Origin of the sequence: Pseudomonas sp. SMV71 (assembly GCF_052042015.1) — a bacterium.
GTDB lineage: Bacteria > Pseudomonadota > Gammaproteobacteria > Pseudomonadales > Pseudomonadaceae > Aquipseudomonas.
The window spans coordinates 106772-126892 of the sequence record NZ_JBKGGU010000005.1; the positions used below are offsets into that span (position 1 = coordinate 106772).

Here is a 20121-nt window from a genome sequence, read left to right on the forward strand (position 1 = left end):
AGCTTGCTCGCGCTGGCCTGCAAAGCAGGCCCCCTTCTTGAGAAAGCTTCTTGAGAAAGCTTCGCACTCAAGCCAGGACAAGCCCCCTGCCACAGAATGATTTCGCCATCATGACTAAGTTAATCACCCCACCCGCCGATACAGGACATGTGCGGGTGAAATCGCTTTTTGCTGATGACTTATTTTTATGACTGACGATGCGGGCAACGATCCAACCGAGCTGCCTCCGGGCTCGCCAAGCCGAAGCTTCACCCGTCGGACCTTCCCGGCCATCATGTTGCTGCTGTTCGTCATGTCCGCACTGGCGATTGCCGTACTGCTCAACATCACCGAAGTCCAGGACCGCCGCGCCCGCGAGCAGAGCCTGTTCTTTGCCCAACGGGCGATCGACGGTATCCGTACCGGCATCGGTCGGGACCTGAGCGACTACTCCAAGTGGAGCGACGCCTACCGGCACCTGCACATCAAGATGGACAAAGACTGGGCCTACGATCAGGAAAACGTCGGCAGCAGCGTGTTTTCGCTCTACGGCTACCAGGCAGTGTTTGTCATTTCCCCCACCGGCAAAACCGTCTATTCGGTCATCGACGGCGAGATGAGCGAAGTCGCTGCCCAGACCTGGCTGGCGGGTGATCTGCGGGCGCTGATGAAGAAGGCCCGCGCCCCGGAAAACCGCGACGAAGTGATTGTCGAGATGGCTCATCACAACGGCGCACCGGCATTCGTTGCCACCGCTGCCATCACCACCGGTACTGACAATAGCGTGCCCGAGATTCCCGGTCCGCCGAGTCTGTTGCTGTTCGTGAAAGTGCTCGATACCCCATCGCTGCAAAACCTGGCCCGCGACTTCGCCCTGCCCGATGCCCATATCGCCTGGTCCCCGGGCCCACCCGATACTGCCCAGGTGCTGCTGGACAATCTGACCCGGGAGGCGCTGACCTGGCGTCCGGCGACACCCGGCAATGACCTGCGCAAAGTCCTCTTGCCGTTGCTGGCCGTCGCTTTGCTGGTGCTGGCAGTCCTGGCTCTGGCCGTGTTGCGCCATGCGCTGGTCATGCTCCGCGCTCAGGAGCGTCAGTACGCCAGCCTGCTGGCGCACCGCAAGGCGTTGGAGCGCAGCGAAGAACGCTTCCGGGATATCGCCGAAGTATCGTCTGACTGGTTATGGGAGGTCGATTCGAACGGGACGCTGACTTATCTGTCGGAACGTTTCGAGCAGGTCACCGGTTTCAATCCTGCCGATTGGCTGGGCAAGCCCCTGCACCGGTTGCTACATCCCCATGGCGGTTCGATCTCGATTGCCCAGTGGCTGCTCGGCGGAGCCAACAGCGCGTCCTCGACCCCACTGCTCTGCGAATACACGGCGCGCAACCAACGCATCCGCACTTGCAAGCTTTCGGTGCGGGCCATCGAGGCCGGCACCCTGGGCTTTCGCGGCACCGCCACCGATATCACCGAGGAGCTTCGGGCGCTGGCGCAGATCAAGCACCTTTCCCTGCACGACCCGCTGACCGGGCTGGCGAACCGCAATCGCTTGTTCGATTGCCTGAGCGAACACCTCGATCCGGCCAATGGCGTGCCGTTGGCGGTGCTGAACCTGGACATGGACCGCTTCAAGCCGGTCAACGACTCCCTTGGGCATGCCGTGGGGGACAAGGTGCTCAAGGAGGTGGCGCATATCCTTCAGCAGAATGTACGCAGCACCGACCTGGTGGCGCGCCTGGGCGGTGATGAGTTCGTCATCGTCATGCCCAACCCTGGCAAGGCACAGGATCTGGACCAGCTGTGCCAGCGCTTGATCGATTGCATGCAGCGGCCCATGCACCTGGGCGACAACACCTTGTACCTGGGCGTGAGCATCGGGGTGGCCTGGGCGCAGCCCGGTGACGAGCGCGCCGATGAACTGCTGCGCCATGCCGACATCGCCTTGTATGCGGCCAAGGCAGCTGGTCGCAACACCTGGCGGGTGTACGTCGAGGCCATGGGCAACGTCGCGCGCGACCGTCGGCGCTACGAACAGCAACTGCGCGATGCGATGCACCGGGACCAACTGGAACTGCGCTACCTGCCTCGTTTCGACATGAACGCCGAACAATTGCACGGCTTCGAAGCGCAGACGTTCTGGCACCACCCTGAAAAAGGCGAGCTGGGCGGGGCCGACTTCATCCCGATCGCCGAAGCGTCCGGGCAGTTGCAAGACCTGGGCACGTGGATGCTGATCAACGTGTGCGAAGAGGCGGCAACCTGGCCGGACACGGTGAATGTCTCCCTGGCGGTTTCCCCGAAGTGGTTCAGCAGCAGCTTTCTGCTCGAACAAGTGCAAACAGCCCTGGATGCGAGCAGCCTGGATCCGCACCGCCTGACACTGGAAGTGGCCGAGGGGATTCTGCTGACCGATCACAAGACCGTCGCCAATACCCTGCACGCCCTGAAAAAACTGGGCGTGCGGATCAACATCGACAAGTTCGGTACCAACATCGCATCCTTGCGTGAAGTCTTGAACCAGCCGTTCGACGGTATCCGCTTCGATCGCAACATCCTCGCGCAACTGGGCCTGGAGCAAGACCAGGAAGGCGTGCTGGCGATGATCCGGTTGAGTCGTAGCGTAGGGCTGACGGTCACCGCCGAAGGCATCGAGAACGCCCGCCAATACGGCCAGCTGCGCAGCGTCGCCTGCGACCATGTGCAAGGCCCCTACTTCGGCTCGGCCCTGGCCCGCTCGGAAATGGCCTCGTTCTTTACCACTCCGCGGTGGTTGTAAGGCACACTCGAAGTATTCACAAACCGATAGACCGCCATCGCGAGCAGGCTCGCTCCTACAGGGAATTGGGGTTGGATTCGGGTTCCGTGACCGCCAGGAAATCCCATTTGAGAACGGGCTTGCTCGCGAACGCGCTCTGGCAGCCCACATCTTTGGCGGCTGAACCATCGCCTTCGCGGGCAAGCCTGCTTCCACGGAATCTTCGGCATGCCTGCAAATCCTGCGTACCCCACAGATCCACTGTGGGAGCGAGCCTGCTCGCGATGGCGCCGGCACAGTCACCACCGCACGCATCCCCTGCCTCACAAACTCAACCGCCCCCGCTCCTCCTCGGTCAACCGCTGTCGGGTCTGCTCATCCAAGGGCCCGGCACCGAGCACCTGCACGGGGCTGGCGGGGTCATAGGTTCTCGGCGCTTCGCGGCTGGCGCCGTCCCGGGACGGAGCCAGTTGTTCGGTGCCGAAGCTCACCACCTGCACGGTGAACACCGACGCCTGGTTCTGCCGCGCCGCCGACTGCTGTTGGCGCGCCACATCCTCAGCCGCCTGGGTCGCCGAAGAGGCCGCCGAACTGGCGGAGGTAATCGCCCCGGTGTTGACCGTGGCCGCCAGCGGCACGCCGGTGGATTTGCCCTGGGTCTGGATGTTCGCCGCATTCACGACGGTCAATGCCGCGATGTTCACATTACCCGAGACCCGGATCCCCGCCTCGCCCGCATCGATGGTGCCCAGCGGCGCGATCAGGTCGATGTCGCCGGGCGCCACCTCGGCAATCGGATTGAGGGTGGCGATACCGGCACCGGTGCTTGGCACCGACGGCGACAGGCTCACATTGCCCCAGGTGTCGTACAGTCGTTTTGGCGGCGTGTAGACCACCGTGGTCTTCGAACCGCGCCCGGCGTTGATGTCGCCCTGGGCCGACCAGCCGAGGATCGAACCGCCAAAGGTGGTCATGATCCGGCTCTGCCCCAGCAGGATGCTGTTGTGTGCGTACAGTTGGATATTACCCTCGCCCTGGGTGATGACCCCCGCGGTGGATGGCGGTGCATTACCCTCGATGCCGAAGGTCTGGCCACCGCCCGGGGTAAGCATCTGGATGCTGCCGCCGAAATCGGTGTGCACGCCTGCCCCACCGAACATCGTGATGTCGCCCTTGTACGTGATCGCATTGCCCGCCACATCTTTGTCCGGGAACAACAGCGCGATGGCCTCCCGACCGCGCAGATAGCTTCCCTGGCGCACACCACCGGCTTCGTTGTACTCACGCCCACCGGCCTTGAGCTCGGCAAAGTACACCTCGCGGGCAAACACCCGCTGCTGTTCGGCCGGCAGCGCCGCGAAATAGGCACGGGCCTGCTCGCTGTCGCCGCTGAAGCCGAAGCGCCGCTGCAGCCAGTCCACCAGTTGCGCTTCATAAGTCTTGGCGACCTTACCGTCCTGGCTCGCCAGGGGCACGCCGGCCAGTGCCTGGTTCGCCGGGTCCAGGTACGCCTTGATAAAGCGCTGGTAATCCGCGCCGTCGAGACCCGCGCCGGCTTGCAGCACCAGACTCGCGCCAGGGCGCGAATCGCCCGGCACCACGGCGCCGAGGCTGGTGATGCTGACCTTGTCGTCCATCAGGATGTTGCGCCCGGCAGTGATCTCCAGCAGGCCGGGACCGGCGACGTTGAAGTTGCTGTAGAGGATGTCGCGCCCGGCCGAGACGATGGAGATATCGGTGGGGTTGTTGTGGATGAAGAGGTTGCCGGCGACGGTGTAGTTCCCCGCTTCATTGTTGTCATCACTGCGCGATCCGGCCAGCGGTACCCCGCTGCTGACGATGTCTCGTCCAGCCATCATCCGGACAGTTCCGGCGCCTTCGTATGCAATTCGCCCAGGCCATCTGGCCGTGGAAGCGGATGTCATGGATCGACCGGTGGTCACCGCCAGCAAGTCGCCTTCAAGCGCATAGAAGCGAACAGGATCGGCATTGAGGGCCCATTCGTTGGAAGCGCTGCTGGTGTCGAAGGCAAACAGCGGCAGCATGTTCGAACTAAGGCGCACGGGATTGCCATCAGCCGAGAGATTGCTGACCTTGATACTGATGCCGCTATCGACGGAAGCGGCATACGCTGGCCGCAATGGCGTCGCCAAAGCGGTCGACGCGGCGCCGGAACGACTGACCGACATGTCGCCGCCATAAATGGAATCGCCGGCCATGAATTGCAACTCGCTGTTGATGCCGGGAGCGAGCAGCAGGGCTGGACGATTATCGCCGCTGTAGCCTGCGTCATAGACGGCCGAAGATTTTCCGTAATAGAGGCTGCCACTGGCCGCCACCGCTCTGAGAATCGATGGGTAGACCACCGCCAGGTCCGTTGCGGTACTGGAGGTGAAAGGCGTCAGGTTACCTCCGGACGACCACAAGTCGATCGCAGTATTAGCCGTCCATAGCGTGAACCAGCTCAGTCCGGATCCGTTACTGTCGGCGTCCTTGAAGCGAGAGGCGCTCATCATCGGCGCCCGTCCCGGGTCGGCGACGTCCATCACGACAAGGTCGCCCGAGGTTGTCAGATCGAAAGTGGCATCGCCCGGCATGAGGGTCAGGCCACCGGTAGCAAATCCTCGCGTGGACTTGAAGGAGTCGTAGGCTCGCGTTTCTCCGGGGGACTGCGCCGAGGCAGCGTTACCGTATTGAAGGTCGATACGGCCGATGGCGCCACTATCGATCTGTGCGTGGCCGCGCAGGTTGGTGACCGCACCGTTGAGATGCCCGGCCACGAACGGGCTCCCGGGATTCAAGGCACCGCCTACATGCAGATTGAGATCACCACCGCCGGTCAGCTGCAGACTGCCATCGGAGCCTACGCGACCCGTGCTGCCCACCGCGAGCACTAAACCCTGGCTACGGCTGCTGCTGCCGAACTGAAGAAGACTACCCGTCAGTTGATCGATTACCCCGGCATCGCCGGCGACCTGAACATTCAGGTCGCCGCCGCCCAGCGTACCGAAACCGGTAAATCCAACCATCAGATCGGCCTTGCTGGGATCCTGGGCAGCGGTGTAGCTACCAAAATTGATCCACCAGGCGGACGGCTGTGCCCCGCTACCCGTAGCGACAGAACCGTTGCCTTGACGCCACAACCAGTTACCGACATTGACCGTGTCGTAGCCGGTGTCGAGTAGATTGGGCCGCCCATAACTGCTGCTGGAAACATCCATGGCATTGCCGACCAGGTTACCACCGACCTTCAAGGTCAAGTTGCCACCCGCATCGGGGTACCAAGCGCGATAGACACTGTTGACGCCGCCGTCCACGAATTGCTCATTTTCGCCTGTTGCGTCATTGAGCACTGTATTTCCTGCCCCCAACGCCTTGGGCTGGTTGTACGGGTCGCCAGCGTAGGTTGCGTTGGCCGAGCTGCCGGCGGTGTAGACCCCATAAAGGGAATCCATTTTCAAATCACCGGCCGACAGCAACTCAAGGTCCGCCGTGCCAGTACGAATGACACTCCAGCGTTGGCTGCCCGGCTTATATCCGGGGGGACCACCCTCTTCACAACGAGACGGGTCGTCGATACACAGATTAGGATCGCCGAACCCAACGAAGTCCACGGGCTGCCCTACCATGCTGGTATCACCAAAAAACTCCAGCGATCCGGCTTCGGTCCAGACCATACTCGGCACACCAAATACGCCGTAATGACTGTCAGCCAGGTGAAGATCGCCACTGGCCGATGCCGGCTGCACGACCCGACTGTCCGCCGCCTGCGTATCGGCGCCGGCCACCAACCGTAGGGACCAGGACTGCGAGCCCTCGGCCAGCATTGGCGCAATGGCCCAGTTGCTGCCCGCCACTTCCGGACGCAGTTGCACCGACTCGACACCCGCCGGCAGCTTGATGTCGGTACCTGAAGGAATTTTCGAACCCACATTCAATGCCAGGGGACCGCTGAGACGCACGACGTTGGTCAAGCCATGGGTCGCGTCCGCAATGCCTGGCAGTGCAACGCCTTTGGGCCAGGTCAGGCCGCCAATGGTTGCGCTGCTGCCCAGCAGGCTCCCAGCCCCCAGCACTGTGCCCGCATCAAGGGTCTGAGTCGAAGCCAACAAAGTGCCGGCGGCGAACAACAGATTACCCGAGGCGTCATGCACCGCCGCGGCGAGCACCGTGCCCGCCGGCAGTACCAAAGGTTGTTCAAGCGTCGCGGCTACCGGCAGCCGCGTCCCCGCCGCCAGAGTGGCGCCCTTGAGCGGCACGTCGAAATTGAGCACCGAGCCGGCCGGAAACGCCGTGTCCTCCGCCAGGGTTACGCCGGGACCGGGCACGACGATATCGCCCGCCGCAAAATCAATACCCGGCAACAGCACCCAGCCCTTGTCATCGTTGCTGGCCGGCGGCTGGGCGAAACCGTCGGTAATGCTGCCATAGATATTCAGATCGCCCCCGGCGCGCAACGTCAGGCTCGCGGATTCGCCGGAGCCATAGACGTTCTCGTCCAGTGGGTTATGCCGATTGAGGCTCTCATAGCGATAGCGCGACAGGTCCAGATCGCCCTGGACCACCAGGTCGCCATCGGCCGTCGCGCTCACCACCTCCACGCCAGGGCGCAGATGGAACACATCGCGATAGCGGCTGTTGTGCAGTCCGGCGAGTTTGCGCTGCAACAGATCGTCGTTGGCGTGGGCCTGAGTGATGAACGCGGTGTTGTCATCGTGCACAGCGTCCAACCACGCTTGATCGATGACCTGATAAGGCTTGCCGCTGGCCGCCGGTACGTTGATCAGCGGTGCATCGTCGTATTGCCACATAGCCACCAGCGCGATCGAGCGGGCGCCTTGGACATCCACGGCGCCGCTGGCATCGATCGCTACGTCGCCGCCTGAAACACCGCCCAGTCGTGGTGCGTTGAGCTGCAATGTTCCGCGAGCGCGACCGTCATTCATACCCGGCTTACTGCCCAGCGTTACCTCGGTGCCATGGCGCAGGTCGATACGGGCACCATTGCCCAGGGTCAGCAGCCCTTGTCGTGCGGTCAGGTCCACAATGGCACGGTTCGGCGAGTCGATGATCTTGCCGTAGCTGTCCACCCGCAGGCGGCGGCCATGGGCATCGAGCACCGCTGCGCTGCCCAGGGTCAGGGCATTGCCGGCGGCCAGATAAATACTGCCGACGCGCTCACCGCTGGCGTCCACCTTACCGTTGACCAGCAGGCTGCCGTTGTCCACCGACACGTTGATCGACGAGGCCTTGAGCCCGTCGCCGATCACCAGGCTGCCCTGTTTGAGCTGGAACCCCCGGGCGCCGAACACCTGCCCATCGTTCAAACGCTGGTTCAACGCCGCGAACTGCTCGCTGAGGCTGCCGCTGTGGCCCAGGCGCTGGGCCTGGATCTCCACGCTGCCGGCCAGGTACGGCATGGCGGTGCCACCGGCGTCGTATTCGCCCGTGCTGCTACCCAGAATCCGCCCTTGCAGGTCCACCACGCCCGCCGCCCCGTCCACGGCCACGGCGCTGAGCCGACCGGCCTGGTTGTTGCGAGCCGAGACGTCGATGGTCGAGCCACCGGCCTGACGGATGTCGCCGTTCTGGCTTTGCAGAATCACCTCGCCGCCAGCGCTGTAACGCGTCACATCGTTGAAGGTCAGCGTGCGACCCGCCACGTCGATCTGCGCCTCATCGGCCAGGGTCAGGTCGCGGGTCGCGCTCAGAGTCAGCTTGCCACTGGGTAGCACCACCGCGCTGGCCAGGTTGACGGTCGCGCCCTTGAGGGATAGCTCGCCGCCAAGCCCGGAGACAGCGCCCGGCTTGGTGCCCGCACCCGCTACGTTGATCGCCCCACCCGCAGTGATGCGGTTGATCGAACCGGCTTCACCGGTCAACAACGGAGTAAGGATATTCAGGTTGCCGCCGCTGTAGGCGAAACCTGTTTTCGGGTCGTATGCACCCTGGGTCTGATACACCGCCAGGCTGCCCTTGTGGTTGGCGGTCAGACGCTCGCTGGCGCTGAGGTTGACGTTGGCAAAGCCCAGGGCCAGACGGTCCAGGGTAGTGACCGAGCTCGGCTGGGCGAATTCACCATAGCCGAACTCGATGCGCTGGGCCTGGATGTCCAGGCGACCGGCGCCGGTCCCGGCCCCGCCGGCGATGACCGAACCCGGCGCGCCGACGGCGCCGTTCCAGATCAAGTTGGCGGTGCGGATGGTCGCTACGTCATTGGCGTTGCCGGCGCCATAAATCGCCGGGGTGCTGAGCATCAGGTTGTTCAGGCGCGACTTACCAGTGGCCGAATCATAGGTGTCGAGGCTGACGGTGCCATAGAAATTCAGCGCCTGACTGGCCGACAGTTCGAGGGTCTCCAGGGCCGGAGCACCATATTGGGTGTCCCCGCGCAACAGGCGATCCAGGACGGTCTGGCTCAGGGTCAGACCGGCAGGCAGTACATTGCGCCCCGACGCATCGCTCAATGCCTGGGCGGTGCCGACGTTGATGTTGCTCAGGGCCAGGGTCAGGTGACGGGTGCCGTAACGTACCTGGTCGTCCAGTTCCAGGCTGCCAGCGGTGCCTGCAACGATACTGCCTTCGGAGTGAATGCGTGTGACGCCACTGCAAGGCGTCAGGCGGCAGCCACCGATATTGATGGAGCCTGCGCCGCCCGATGGAGGGGCCAGTACGCTGAGCAAACCATTGGAGGCGGCCAGCATATTGGCGTCGTTGTTGAGACTGTAAATAAAGCCATTTCGGGCGTCGTAAGCAGCCGCGCCACGACCGATGGTGTTGATGACAGCGCCCTGTTCCATCGATAGCTCGCCGCCATTGGCCAACAGGAAAACCTCAGGTGCTGCTAAAGCCGCCCCTTCACGCAATGTCACGCTACGCGACATCTCAAACACCGGAGTCACGTAATTTCCGCTTTGACCGTAACTAACCGAAAACAGGCCGCCTATGACCTGACGCGTAGCGTTCAATGCATTCAGGCTTTGGGCAGTGAGGGTCACGCCCTCGAAACCAGCCGTGGCCCCACGCCCATCCGCAACCACTTCCAGCGCGCTCCGGGCGTAACCAACCACTGAGACGGAACCGCCGAAGCCTCCCACCTGAGGCGCGAACTTGCCGATGCCCTTGAAGGAGAAGGCTTGATCCCCTGCTCCAGGGGCCAGGTTCAGTTTCAAGGTCTTGGCGTCTACCGGCAGCATTGCCCGGGGTACGCCCAGACGAGCGGCGTCGGCCACGGCGAATTGCGCGTAGCTCGTTTCGTTGTATTGCGAATAACGGCGCAGCACATCCCCCGACGTCAGAATGACCTGACTGGACAAACTGTTGCGCTGCCCGGTATTGGCCACCGACAGCACCCCGCCGGTCGCCCAGGAACCGTTGCGCATCTGCTGCGCGCCCGTTGTGGCGACTTGCCCCGCCAAGCCATTGATCTCAACCCGGAACGCACCCGGCAGCAAGGCGTAGGTGGACGGCATCAACGTATAGGTGCCTGCGGCCAGCCCCGCAACGCCAGCACCGATGGTGATTTGCTGCCCCACCCTCGGATCCACAGCGCCGCCCTCGGGGGCGACCGGCGCGTACTGGCTCTGGTTGCCCGGCACAATGGCGTAGACCGGGTTGCTGGAAAGACCAGGCAAGGTGAAACCGCCATTGACACCCATTTGTACCAGCGGATTGAAACGCGCGTCAGTAGAACCACCACGGCCTGAGATAAAGCCAGCGCCGAGCAGATCACCGCCACCAGACAGGTCAAGCACCGAACCTTCCTGTGCCTTCACCGACCGCCCGCCCAGAATGACGCCGATGTTAATGTCGGCGCTTAGGCCGGGTACTGCACCCTGTCCGGACAACACCACCTTCTTGCCAGCGTACTCGTAACTTTGACCGTCGACCGTGCCGCCATAGGGCAATCGCAGGCCCAAGCCGCTGACCGACGTCAGGCTGCCCGGCAACAGACTTACCCGATCGCTGATGGCATACCCCCCTACGCCGCCGTTAGTGCCGACCTCAATCAACCCCAATGGCGCCCGAACCACGCCCCCCTGTTCGATGGTCGCGCTACCCAGTTGCAAGCGCCCGAATGCCGAATAGGGTATCTGGGGCGTTATCTGGGTTGTGCGCCCGATAACCAGGCTGCGTGCCGGGTCGTAGAGAGGGGTACCATTATCCGATGTCCCCCAACCAGACCCCGCCAACACCCGAGCCCCGACCCCCGTCGCCGGATACAGCTGGGCCGCTTGCAACAGCATGTCCGAAGGGGTCAGCAACTGCGTGGTAAAACCCGTAGGCATATCGGCGCTTGAGAACCCGGCCAGGAATCGCAGATCACCCCGGCTGCGTAGCCGGACCTGATCGAAACCTGCGCGCTCAAGCTCCAGCGTGCTGCCGTCGGCTTGCCTCACTGTGCCTTTGCTGCTGAACGTCACATTGCCTTGCACATCCAGCAGATCCGCGTTGACGGATAACACCGCCTTGTTCGCCAATAGAGACACCCCGCCACCCTCGATCACTGGCCGGGTGTAAGGCTCAAAACTCGGTCGAGTGGTCGCCAGCCCTGTCGCCGTAGACAGCAACACATGGGGTGCATTGAACTCGACCCGGGTATCGGCTGGCGCGGTTGCACTCAATCCAAAGCTGCGGGCGTACAGGCTCAGGCTTTGTCCGAGGGACATCGACAGGCTGCCATCGACGCTCATCAGTCCGTTGCTCAACAAGGACACATTGTCGAAACCACCGGCCTGGACCTGATCGACGCCTAGCCGACCGTGACCGTAAACCAGCGAACCCGCCGATGCTTCAGCCGTGTCGCCAAGCCGATGTGCCTGAGCCACCTGTTCCAACACCAGCTCGCGCACGTTCAACACCCGGCCATCGACTGCGCTTTTCAGGTAGTAGGGCGTTTCCAGCGCCACCGACAGGCTCCCCCCCGCCGCCCCGGCGCCTCCCGAACGGGCGCTTAATGCGCCGTCCAGATACAAGCCATTGGCCGACGCCAGGGAAATGCTGCCGCCGTTGCTCGCCACCAGCGTGCGTCCCTGACCAGCGACATCCAGCACGGCCTGGCTGCCATCCGCTTGCAGACGGGCACCGTCGCGCACCACCACAAACAGCTCGGAGGCAGACGTCGATCCTTTCGCGCCATCAATCCGGCCACCGATGACAATCTGCCCGCCGTCGCGCACCAGGCCATAGGTCTGGCCGCGCATATCCTGAGCTGTCATCGCCCGGCTCGATACATCGATCAGCGCCTGCTCGCCCAGCCAGATGGAACGACCGTGGCCCTGGGCATTGACCTGATCGCGAACCGCATCATCGACGCTCAACTCGGTAAGGCTGACCCGCCCGCCCCAGGCGTTAAGCGTGCCGTTGGCGGTCAATTGCCCGCTGCTCCGGACATCGATGCCCTGGCCTGGATCAACGGTAATGACACTGCCCTTGCCCAAGCTCAATACGGTGCTCGCCATGTCGACGGCGCTGGAATCCGCGGTACCGGCGGTCAGGCTCAGACTCGCACCACGACGCTGGGTCAGGACACCTTTGACCGCATCTTCCTGATACAGCGCCGGCGTCCAGCGCTGCAAGGCAGCGGCCGGCTCCACGTCGCTGCCGGTGACCAACGCCTGTTCACCAACACGGTACACCGGCATGGTCACATCGACCCGGGTTCCGTCGGCCACGCTCAGGCCTTCGTTGCCGGTGATGTCATAGGCCGAGAAACCCTTGTCGAAGAAATCGCCGGCCAGTTGCAAAGTGCCAGGTTCGAGGGAGGTGCCGCTGTTACCGATCAGCACTTTGCTGGCCGCCAGCTTCAAGGTCCCGCCGCCACTCACGCCGGTACCGCGCAGTTCACCTTCGAGGTTCAAGTCGCCGTTCCCGGACGATGCACCGGTACTCGCGGTCAAGGTCAAATCCCCGCCCTTGCCGCCGCGAGTCTTGCCATCGGCCATCACGGCAGCGCCGGAACTGACGTCAATCAGGCTGCCCTGCTGCACATCAATATCGCCACTGCTACGCACGGACACGCTGCCGCCGTTGATGAACGGCAGGCCTTGGCGGTCGTTGCCGTCGAGCAGCAGATTGCTCCAGCGCCCGGCGGTGTCGAGCTTGACGCCCTCGCCCAATGTGACCGTCGCCCGTTGTCCCGTGGCGGGTGAAAGTGTGACGTCTGCCATCTGGAAGTTATCGGCCCTGACCTGTTTGAGCACGTTACCCAAGGCAATGCGACCGCTGCGGGCCGTCAAGTCGGCGTTCACCTCGACCTGCGGCGCATATAGCGTAATGTCGCCGCCGTCGGCGACCTTCAGTGCCCCATCGACCTTGATGCCCTCACCCGCCGCCACCTTGACCGCGCCGAGCTGGAAGCCACTGAGCAGCGCATTGTCCAGCACCAGTTTGCCTTGCCGGTCAGCACCGACCACCGAGGTCAGGTCGAGCCCCGCAGCGAGCTTGTCGGTCACTTTGCCGAGCGTGACCTGATCGAAGGTGGGGTTGAGGCCACTGTTGATCACGCCACTGGCCTTGTCATGGATCGGCGTGTAGCTGCCGACCCATAATTGCGCACGTCGGGCCACGGCGTTTTGCGATTGCTGGTAGCCGTCGAGGCTAAGGTTCGGCGCCTGAGTCTGGCGTTCACCCTGGTAGACCTCGCCGACGATCTGCCCTTCCAGCACGGCGTTGCGGGTCGACACCACCAGCTTGCCGGCATCGCGGCCGACGGTGTAGCCGGCCTCGAAACGCTCGCGAGGGGCGATCAGCGGGTTGTAGTAGTAATCGGTCTGTCCCCAACGTTGGCTGTGGTCTTCGTAGCCCTTGTAAATGCCGGTGTAAAGGATGTCGCCCGGGGCCTTGGACAGCTCATACAAGCGACCATTGGCACCCTTGAGCCAGGATTGGCGCAGGTAGCCGCTCTGCACATCCAGGGTGCCGCCGGACAGATTCAACTGGGCGGTCTGCTGGGTCACTACGTCGTTGCCGGTGAACGTCAGGGTACCGCCCTGGGCCGCCCACTCACCGACGCTATGCCCACGGGTGCCGAGATAACCGCCAACCTCCAACAGGCCACCCGCCGTGTACCAGCGGTCGGTGGCGTAACCGTTGGTACCCGCCGGGACGTAGACCAGATCACGCACGTCCACCCACACATCGCTGTTGGTCAGCTTGCCGCCTTCGCGGTTGATCGGCGCATCCCGTTGTTCGTTACCTTGGACGTTGACCTTGATGGAATTGGACTCCATCGCCACCTTGACGCCGATGGCGCCGGACACATCGATCACCGCGCCATCGCGCACCAGGCTGCGTCCCGCGGCGCTGACCGCAACCTGCCCGCCGGTGGCCAAGGTGATAGAGCCGTTCTGGAAGTCGACGCTGCCACCGCTGACGATCCCGATCCGCGACTGGTCGCTACGGTCGACCACGCTGCTGAGGTTGTTGAACTGTCCGCTGATCAGGTTGTTCGGCGTGCCATCCAGGCCGGCGGGCCCGGCATTGCGCTGGCTGTCCAGCGCGCTGCCGCCGGCGGCGTCGAGCAGCACGGCGGTGGTGCTGCCCTGCCCCAGGGTCACGCTGCCGCCGGTGTCGCTGATGGCGTTGAGCAAATGCACGGTGCCGCGGGTGTCCACCGAACTGCTGGCCACCGCCACGCCGTTTTGCTGCACAGTGTGGCCGGTGAGGGTGATGTCCCCGGTGCTGGCCTGGATCAGACCGCTGTTGATCACCGTGCCGGCGCTGCTGCCCGGTTTGAGCGACGTCGCCACCTCATTGCCACGGGTGGTGGAGCGCAGGTTGCCGCTGGTGCCCTGCCCACGACGGATATAGAAACTGTCGCCCGCCGCGAGGGTGGTCTGGCCCTTGGCGGTGATGATGGAACCGGCGTTCTCCACTTCCGAGCCCAACAGCAAGGCATAGCCACCGCCGGCGGTGGAAGTGGCGGCGCGGTGGGTTTCAATCTGTGCGCCGCGTTGCACTTCAACCTTGCCGGCGGCATCGGTGAAGGTTGGCTGGGTGCCGGTGGCGTCGACGTACAACCCGCGCTGGCTGAACTGCTCGTCGCTGATATTGGCCGCCACCGCCGCCAGGTTGCGTACGTTGACCTGGCTGCTGCCGCTGAAAATGATGCCGTTGCGATTGACCAGCATCACCGTGCCATTGCCCTTGATCTGGCCCTGGATCTGGCTCGGTCGCGCTTGAGGGTCATTGACCCGGTTGAGCACGGCCCAGTCCGCTTGCTGCTGGAAATCCACCGTGGTGTTGCGCCCGACGTTGAACGTTTCCCAGTTGAGAATCGCCTTGTCGGCGGTCTGCTCGATCTTCACCGTGGTCTTGCCACCGGCCTGGGTCTGCTGCGGCCCCTTGGCGTTGAGCCAGCCCTGGGTCAGGCTGTTGTCGACCTTGAGTCCGCCCTCGCCCAAGCCGTCGGGCACGGTCTGGATCTGCCCGAACGCGGCTTGCCGCCCGGCGGCCTGTGCCGCCTGCTGAGCCGCGATGGCGGCCACGGTGTTGTTGAGGTTGGTCAGCGAACGCTGCAACTGGGCATTGGCCCGTTGTTGCTGCGCCAAGGGTGGCGGCATGCCGGGCAACGCTGTGGTGGGCCGTGCCGCACCACCGGCCGGGGATGCGCCTTTGGCGGCAAACCAGGCCGAACTGAACGCCGTCGCCGCCTGGGCATTGCCGGCCACCATCAGCAAGGCAATGGCCTGGGCCAACGGCTTGAGCCGCCATACCGATAATTCGCCATTGCGACGGGAAGCATTCAAGTTCATCCGGGGTTTGCAGCGCAGCATCCTACTCATCCTTTCGGGTTCGCTCTAAGGGGCGCAACGCAGTGCCATCAAGCTGCCAGCGTTGGTTATAGGGGTTAGGCGGTTGCAGCCGTTCGGGACCGAACGGATGTCATGAAAATTTCATGTGGCTGTGTTGGTTCAGGCATTACGCGAAAAATCAGCAACGGCCTTCGCCGTTGCTGATCGGTACTGCGTTTCGCTCAGGCGTGGTGTTACAGCGGACGACCGATGCCGTTGCAGACGTTGCTGTTGCCGATGCTCAGGGCATTGGTTGCAGTCACGAAGCTGCTACGAATGGCGGTTTTCCAGGTCGCTGGCAGAGGCACAAAGCGGTTGGCGGTGATAGCGGCGTCGTTGCTGTTGGCCGCAGTTGCGTTGTAGTGACGGGTGAAGAAGTCGCGCACCTGAGTGGTTTGCGCAGCGTCGGCGTAGCACTGGCTGAAGATCAGGTTAGTGAAGCCCAGGATCGGGTAGCCGGTGGCTGGGTAAGCCACGACGCTTGGATCGTTAGGGTTGGTGGTTGCGGCGAACACGGGTACCCAGGCGTTCGGGTTGGCACGGTTGGCGGCGGCCGGTACCGGAACAGCAGCGATGGCAGTCGATACGTTGGCGGGGGCAGGAGAAACACCGGCAACGCGAGCAACTTTGGTGGCGTCATCCAGGCCGGCCAGGGTGGTAGCGGCGTAGTCCGGACTCATGTAGGTGATGCGGCCCTGGGCAGCGTTCACGGCAGTCATCACGGCTTGGCTACCCGTGGCGGCCACGGCACCGGCCGGCAGGCCACCGCTGTAGCTGGAAGCGAAGTTGGTGGTGATGGAGAAGGTGCCTGGGACACTTGTACCGCACTTGGCGTTCAGGAAACGGGTGAACAGTTCGGTGGTACCGCTGCTCTCTGCACGGTAAGCCACAGTGATCGCGCCAGTACGGCCCGAACCGGTGATCTGGCTCCAGTCAGTCAGTGTGCCGGCGAACACGCCGCACAACTGAGCGACGCTGAGGTTAACGTTGGCAGTGCCAGTCTTGTTGAACGGAATGGCTACCGAGGTGGCAACCGAAGGCACCTGGATCAGTGGGCCCCAGGCAGCGCCGTGAGCGGTGTTGTAGGTGCTCAGTTCAGTGGCGGAAAGCTTGGAGTCGCTGCCAGCCCAGTGCACGTTCTTGCTGGTGTTGCCGGCCACGAACTTGGTGTAGTCGTTGTTCAGGAAAGCAGCCTTGCCAGCACCACTGCCCACGCCGATGTAGGGGGCAAAACCGGCAGTCAGTACGCCGGAAGTCTGATAGAGCGGCTGAGGCAAGGTAGCGCCACCACCATTGACATCAGCCAGGGCGGCCTGGGCGGCGCAGAGGCCGGCGAGGGTCAGGGATACCGCGAGAACGTTGCGCTTAAACATGAAGAATCTCCTTTCATCGTGTTCGTACGTAGGTTGGATGACGCGTTCTTGCCGTCATGGCGCTCGGTCCTGTGCCGATGGCGGTGGGGTGAGGCCATGGGTTAGAAATTCGCAGTTTCCGGTGACAGATAAAGGAAAAAACCTCGGGAGCCGAGGGCTGTTTTTCGGGTTTTTTCCTCGGGTGTTCGAGGGCTCTGCGCCATGGGTTCAGGCGGTTTCTTCAGGGGGGACGGCAAGGGCTGGCCGTGGAGGTGGCGGCGGATGGTTGCCGGGCGACAGAAGATGACAGAACGAGGAACCCGAGTTTGGCGAGGGTGAGGCTCGGGAGATGTTGACAGCGTCAACATCTATTTTGCTCGGTGTGCTTTTGTGGCGAGGGAGCTTGCTCCCGCTGGGCTGCGCAGCAGACCCAAAACCTGAACTTCCGGTACAACAGACAGATCGCAATCAGCCTGTTTGGGGTCGCTTCGCAACCCAGCGGGAGCAAGCTCCCTCGCCACGTTTTTATTGCGTGGTGGGCTATTGAACCAACTGGTTGATCTCGATGATCGGCAGCAGCACTGCCATGACGATCACCAGGACCACGCCGCCCATGATCACGATCATCAGCGGTTCGAGCAGCGCGGTCATGCCCATGGCGCGGCGTTCGATATCGCGGGACAGGGTTTGCGCGGCGCGTTCGAGCATCGGTGGCAGGCAGCCGGTTTTTTCGCCGCTGGCGATCAGGTGGATCAGCACGGGCGGGAAGACATTTTCAACCCGTAGCGCCGCGGCCAGGTTGACGCCTTCGCGGACCTTGGCCGTGGCATCGCTGACGCTCAGGCTCAAGCGGTCGTTGGATAGGGTCTGGCGCGCTGCCTCCAGCGCGCGCAGCAGCGGCACCCCCGCACCACCGAGGATCGCCAGGGTCGAGGCAAAGCGTGCGGTGTTGAGCCCGAGCACGAAGCGTCCGAACAGGGGCAGGCGCAGCACCCGTGCATGCCAGTTCAATCGCGCCGCCGGCTTGCGCAGGTACAGGCGCCAACTCCAGAACCCGCCAGCCAGCACGCCGAAACACAGCCAACCCCACGCACGGATGAAGTCACTGGCGGTGAGCATCGCCAGGGTCAGCCCCGGCAAATCCTGGCGGGCCTGGGAGAACGCGCTGACCACCTGGGGCACCACGTAACTGAGCAGGAAAATCACGATGGCGATCGACACCAGCCCCACCACACCGGGGTAGATGAACGCCGTGAGGATCTTGCCCCTAAGGTTGTTGCGCTCCTCGATATAGTCCGCCAGCCGTTCCATGACCTGGGCCAGGTCGCCGGACTCTTCGCCGGCAGCGATCAATGCCCGGTAGATTTCCGGAAAGTCCCGCGGCCTGGCCGCCAACGCCTCGGCCAGGCGCATGCCGCTGCGCACGTCGGCCCGCACCGCACTCAGGGTCTGGGCGATGTGCTTGCGCTCGGCCTGTTCCACCGTGGCACTCAATGCCGCTTCCAGCGGCAGGCTCGCCCCCAGCAGACTCGCCAGCTGCCGGGTGGCCCAAGCCAGGTCGTTGTCCGAAAGCCTGGCACTGAACAGTCCGCCGCCGTTGCCTTGAGAGGTGTTGCGTTCCAGCTGCACCTGCAACGCCGTCAGCCCGCGGCTGCGCAACAGGCTGAAAGCAGCGCCCTGGCTATCGGCTTCCAGATGCCCGGATTCGATCTTGCCCTGGGCATCGGCGGCCTCGAAACGGTAGCGGTTCATCAGGCGTCCCGTGTCACGCGCAGGATTTCTTCTGGCGCGGTGGCCCCGCCGCGCACCCAGCGCTCGCCGTCCTCGCGCATGCTGAACATCCCGGCCTGGCGGGCAGCGGCGCGCAGTGCCTGCTCCCCTGCCCCCTGGTGAATCAAGGTGCGAATGTCATCGTCGATGCAGAACAACTCATGGATACCCGTGCGCCCGCTGTAGCCGGTCTGATTGCAGGCGGCACACCCCACCGGGCGCCAGGTGCCGGGCGCTGCCGGATCGGCCTGCTTGCACTGTGGGCACAGCCGGCGCACCAACCGCTGGGCCAGTACGCCGAGCATCGACGACGCCAGCAGGAAGGGCTCGACGCCCATGTCGATCAGCCGGTTGATGGCCGACACCGCATCGTTGGTGTGCAGCGTCGCCAGTACCAGGTGACCGGTGAGCGACGCTTGCACGGCGATCTGCGCGGTCTCCAGGTCGCGGATTTCGCCGATCATGATGATGTCCGGGTCCTGACGCAGGATCGCCCGCAACGCCAGGGCGAAGGTCATGTCGATCTTGGCGTTGACCTGGATCTGGCTGATGCCCGGCAGGTCGTATTCCACCGGGTCCTCCACGGTGAGGATGTTGTGGACGCTGGCATCGAGCCGAGCCAGGGCGGCGTAAAGGCTGGTGGTCTTGCCGCTGCCGGTGGGGCCGGTGACCAGTACGATGCCGTGGGGCTGGCGGATCAGATGGTCGAGCTTGCCCAGCACGCCAGGGTCCATCCCCAGGGTCTCCAGTTGCAGGCGCCCGGCCTGCTTGTCCAACAGCCGCATCACCACCCGTTCGCCGTGGCCGGTGGGCACCGTGGACACCCGGATGTCGATCGGCCGGCCGGCGACCCGCAGGGCAATCCGGCCGTCCTGGGGCAAACGTTTCTCGGCGATGTCGAGCTGGGCCATGATCTTGATCCGCGACACCAGCGCACCGTGCAACGCCTTGCGCGGCGACACCACGTCGCGCAGGGTGCCGTCGACCCGGTAGCGCACCACCGAATGGCTTTCGTAGGGTTCGATGTGGATGTCGCTGGCCCCGTCCCGCGCCGCCTGGGTCAACAAGGCGTTGATCATGCGGATCACCGGTGCGCCGTCCTGGGTGTCCAGCAGGTCGGTGATCTCCGGGATGTCCTGCATCAGCCGGTCGAGGTCCACCTCGTTTTCCGCCGCCCCCACCACCGCCGCGGCGCTGCCGGTGTCGGCGTAAACGCTGTTGAGCAGCCCGTCGAGCTCCTCGTCGCGCACCCGCTCCAACCGCACCTCGCCGAACTGTCGGCGCACCTCACTGATGGACCAGCCCGGCGTCGAAGGGCAGACCATCAACACCGCCCCGGCCTCGGACTGGCGAAGCACCAGGCGCTGGGCCTTGGCCCAGGCGTATGGGAGCGTGTTCATGGGCACACTTCCTCTATTACTGCCCTATCCCCTGTGGCGAGGGAGCTTGCTCCCGCTGGGCTGCG

5 protein-coding genes are annotated in these 20121 nt (G+C 63.7%); 1 reads left to right on the forward strand and 4 read right to left on the reverse strand.

Annotation, left to right across the window (positions count from 1 at the left end; all coding sequences use genetic code 11):
• Positions 1 to 187 precede the first annotated feature (187 nt).
• Positions 188 to 2761 (forward strand): bifunctional diguanylate cyclase/phosphodiesterase, encoded by a 2574-nt coding sequence (locus ACLEJQ_RS06540; protein ID WP_440793281.1) that lies wholly within the window; start codon positions 188 to 190, stop codon positions 2759 to 2761.
• Positions 2762 to 3063: 302 nt separating this feature from the next.
• On the opposite strand, the gene ACLEJQ_RS06545 is transcribed toward ACLEJQ_RS06540, so the two are convergent.
• From ACLEJQ_RS06545 to gspE, 4 genes are all read right to left on the reverse strand, one after another.
• Positions 3064 to 15516, reverse strand: a complete 12453-nt coding sequence (locus ACLEJQ_RS06545) for a filamentous haemagglutinin family protein (RefSeq protein ID WP_440793283.1) — start codon at positions 15514 to 15516, stop codon at positions 3064 to 3066.
• A gap of 212 nt (positions 15517 to 15728) precedes the next feature.
• Positions 15729 to 16907, reverse strand: a complete 1179-nt coding sequence (locus tag ACLEJQ_RS06550) for a substrate-binding domain-containing protein (RefSeq protein ID WP_440793285.1) — start codon at positions 16905 to 16907, stop codon at positions 15729 to 15731.
• Between the two features lie 519 nt (positions 16908 to 17426).
• Complete coding sequence (gene gspF / locus ACLEJQ_RS06555; RefSeq protein WP_440793287.1) at positions 17427 to 18638, reverse strand: type II secretion system inner membrane protein GspF; 1212 nt, start codon at positions 18636 to 18638, stop codon at positions 17427 to 17429.
• A complete protein-coding gene (gene gspE, locus ACLEJQ_RS06560; protein WP_440793289.1) occupies positions 18638 to 20056 on the reverse strand; it encodes a type II secretion system ATPase GspE in 1419 nt (472 codons plus the stop codon). Before gspE ends, gspF begins: the two co-directional genes overlap by 1 nt.
• Positions 20057 to 20121: the final 65 nt, after the last annotated feature.

What these genes read in the sequence shown, in the direction of transcription:
- ACLEJQ_RS06545 (WP_440793283.1), bottom strand. Translation starts at nt 15,516, where the DNA reads ATGCTGCGCTGCAAACCCCGGATGAACTTGAATGCTTCCCGTCGCAAT.
- ACLEJQ_RS06550 (WP_440793285.1), bottom strand. Translation starts at nt 16,907, where the DNA reads ATGTTTAAGCGCAACGTTCTCGCGGTATCCCTGACCCTCGCCGGCCTC.
- gspF (WP_440793287.1), bottom strand. Translation starts at nt 18,638, where the DNA reads ATGAACCGCTACCGTTTCGAGGCCGCCGATGCCCAGGGCAAGATCGAA.
- gspE (WP_440793289.1), bottom strand. Translation starts at nt 20,056, where the DNA reads ATGAACACGCTCCCATACGCCTGGGCCAAGGCCCAGCGCCTGGTGCTT.
- ACLEJQ_RS06540 (WP_440793281.1), top strand. Translation starts at nt 188, where the DNA reads ATGACTGACGATGCGGGCAACGATCCAACCGAGCTGCCTCCGGGCTCG.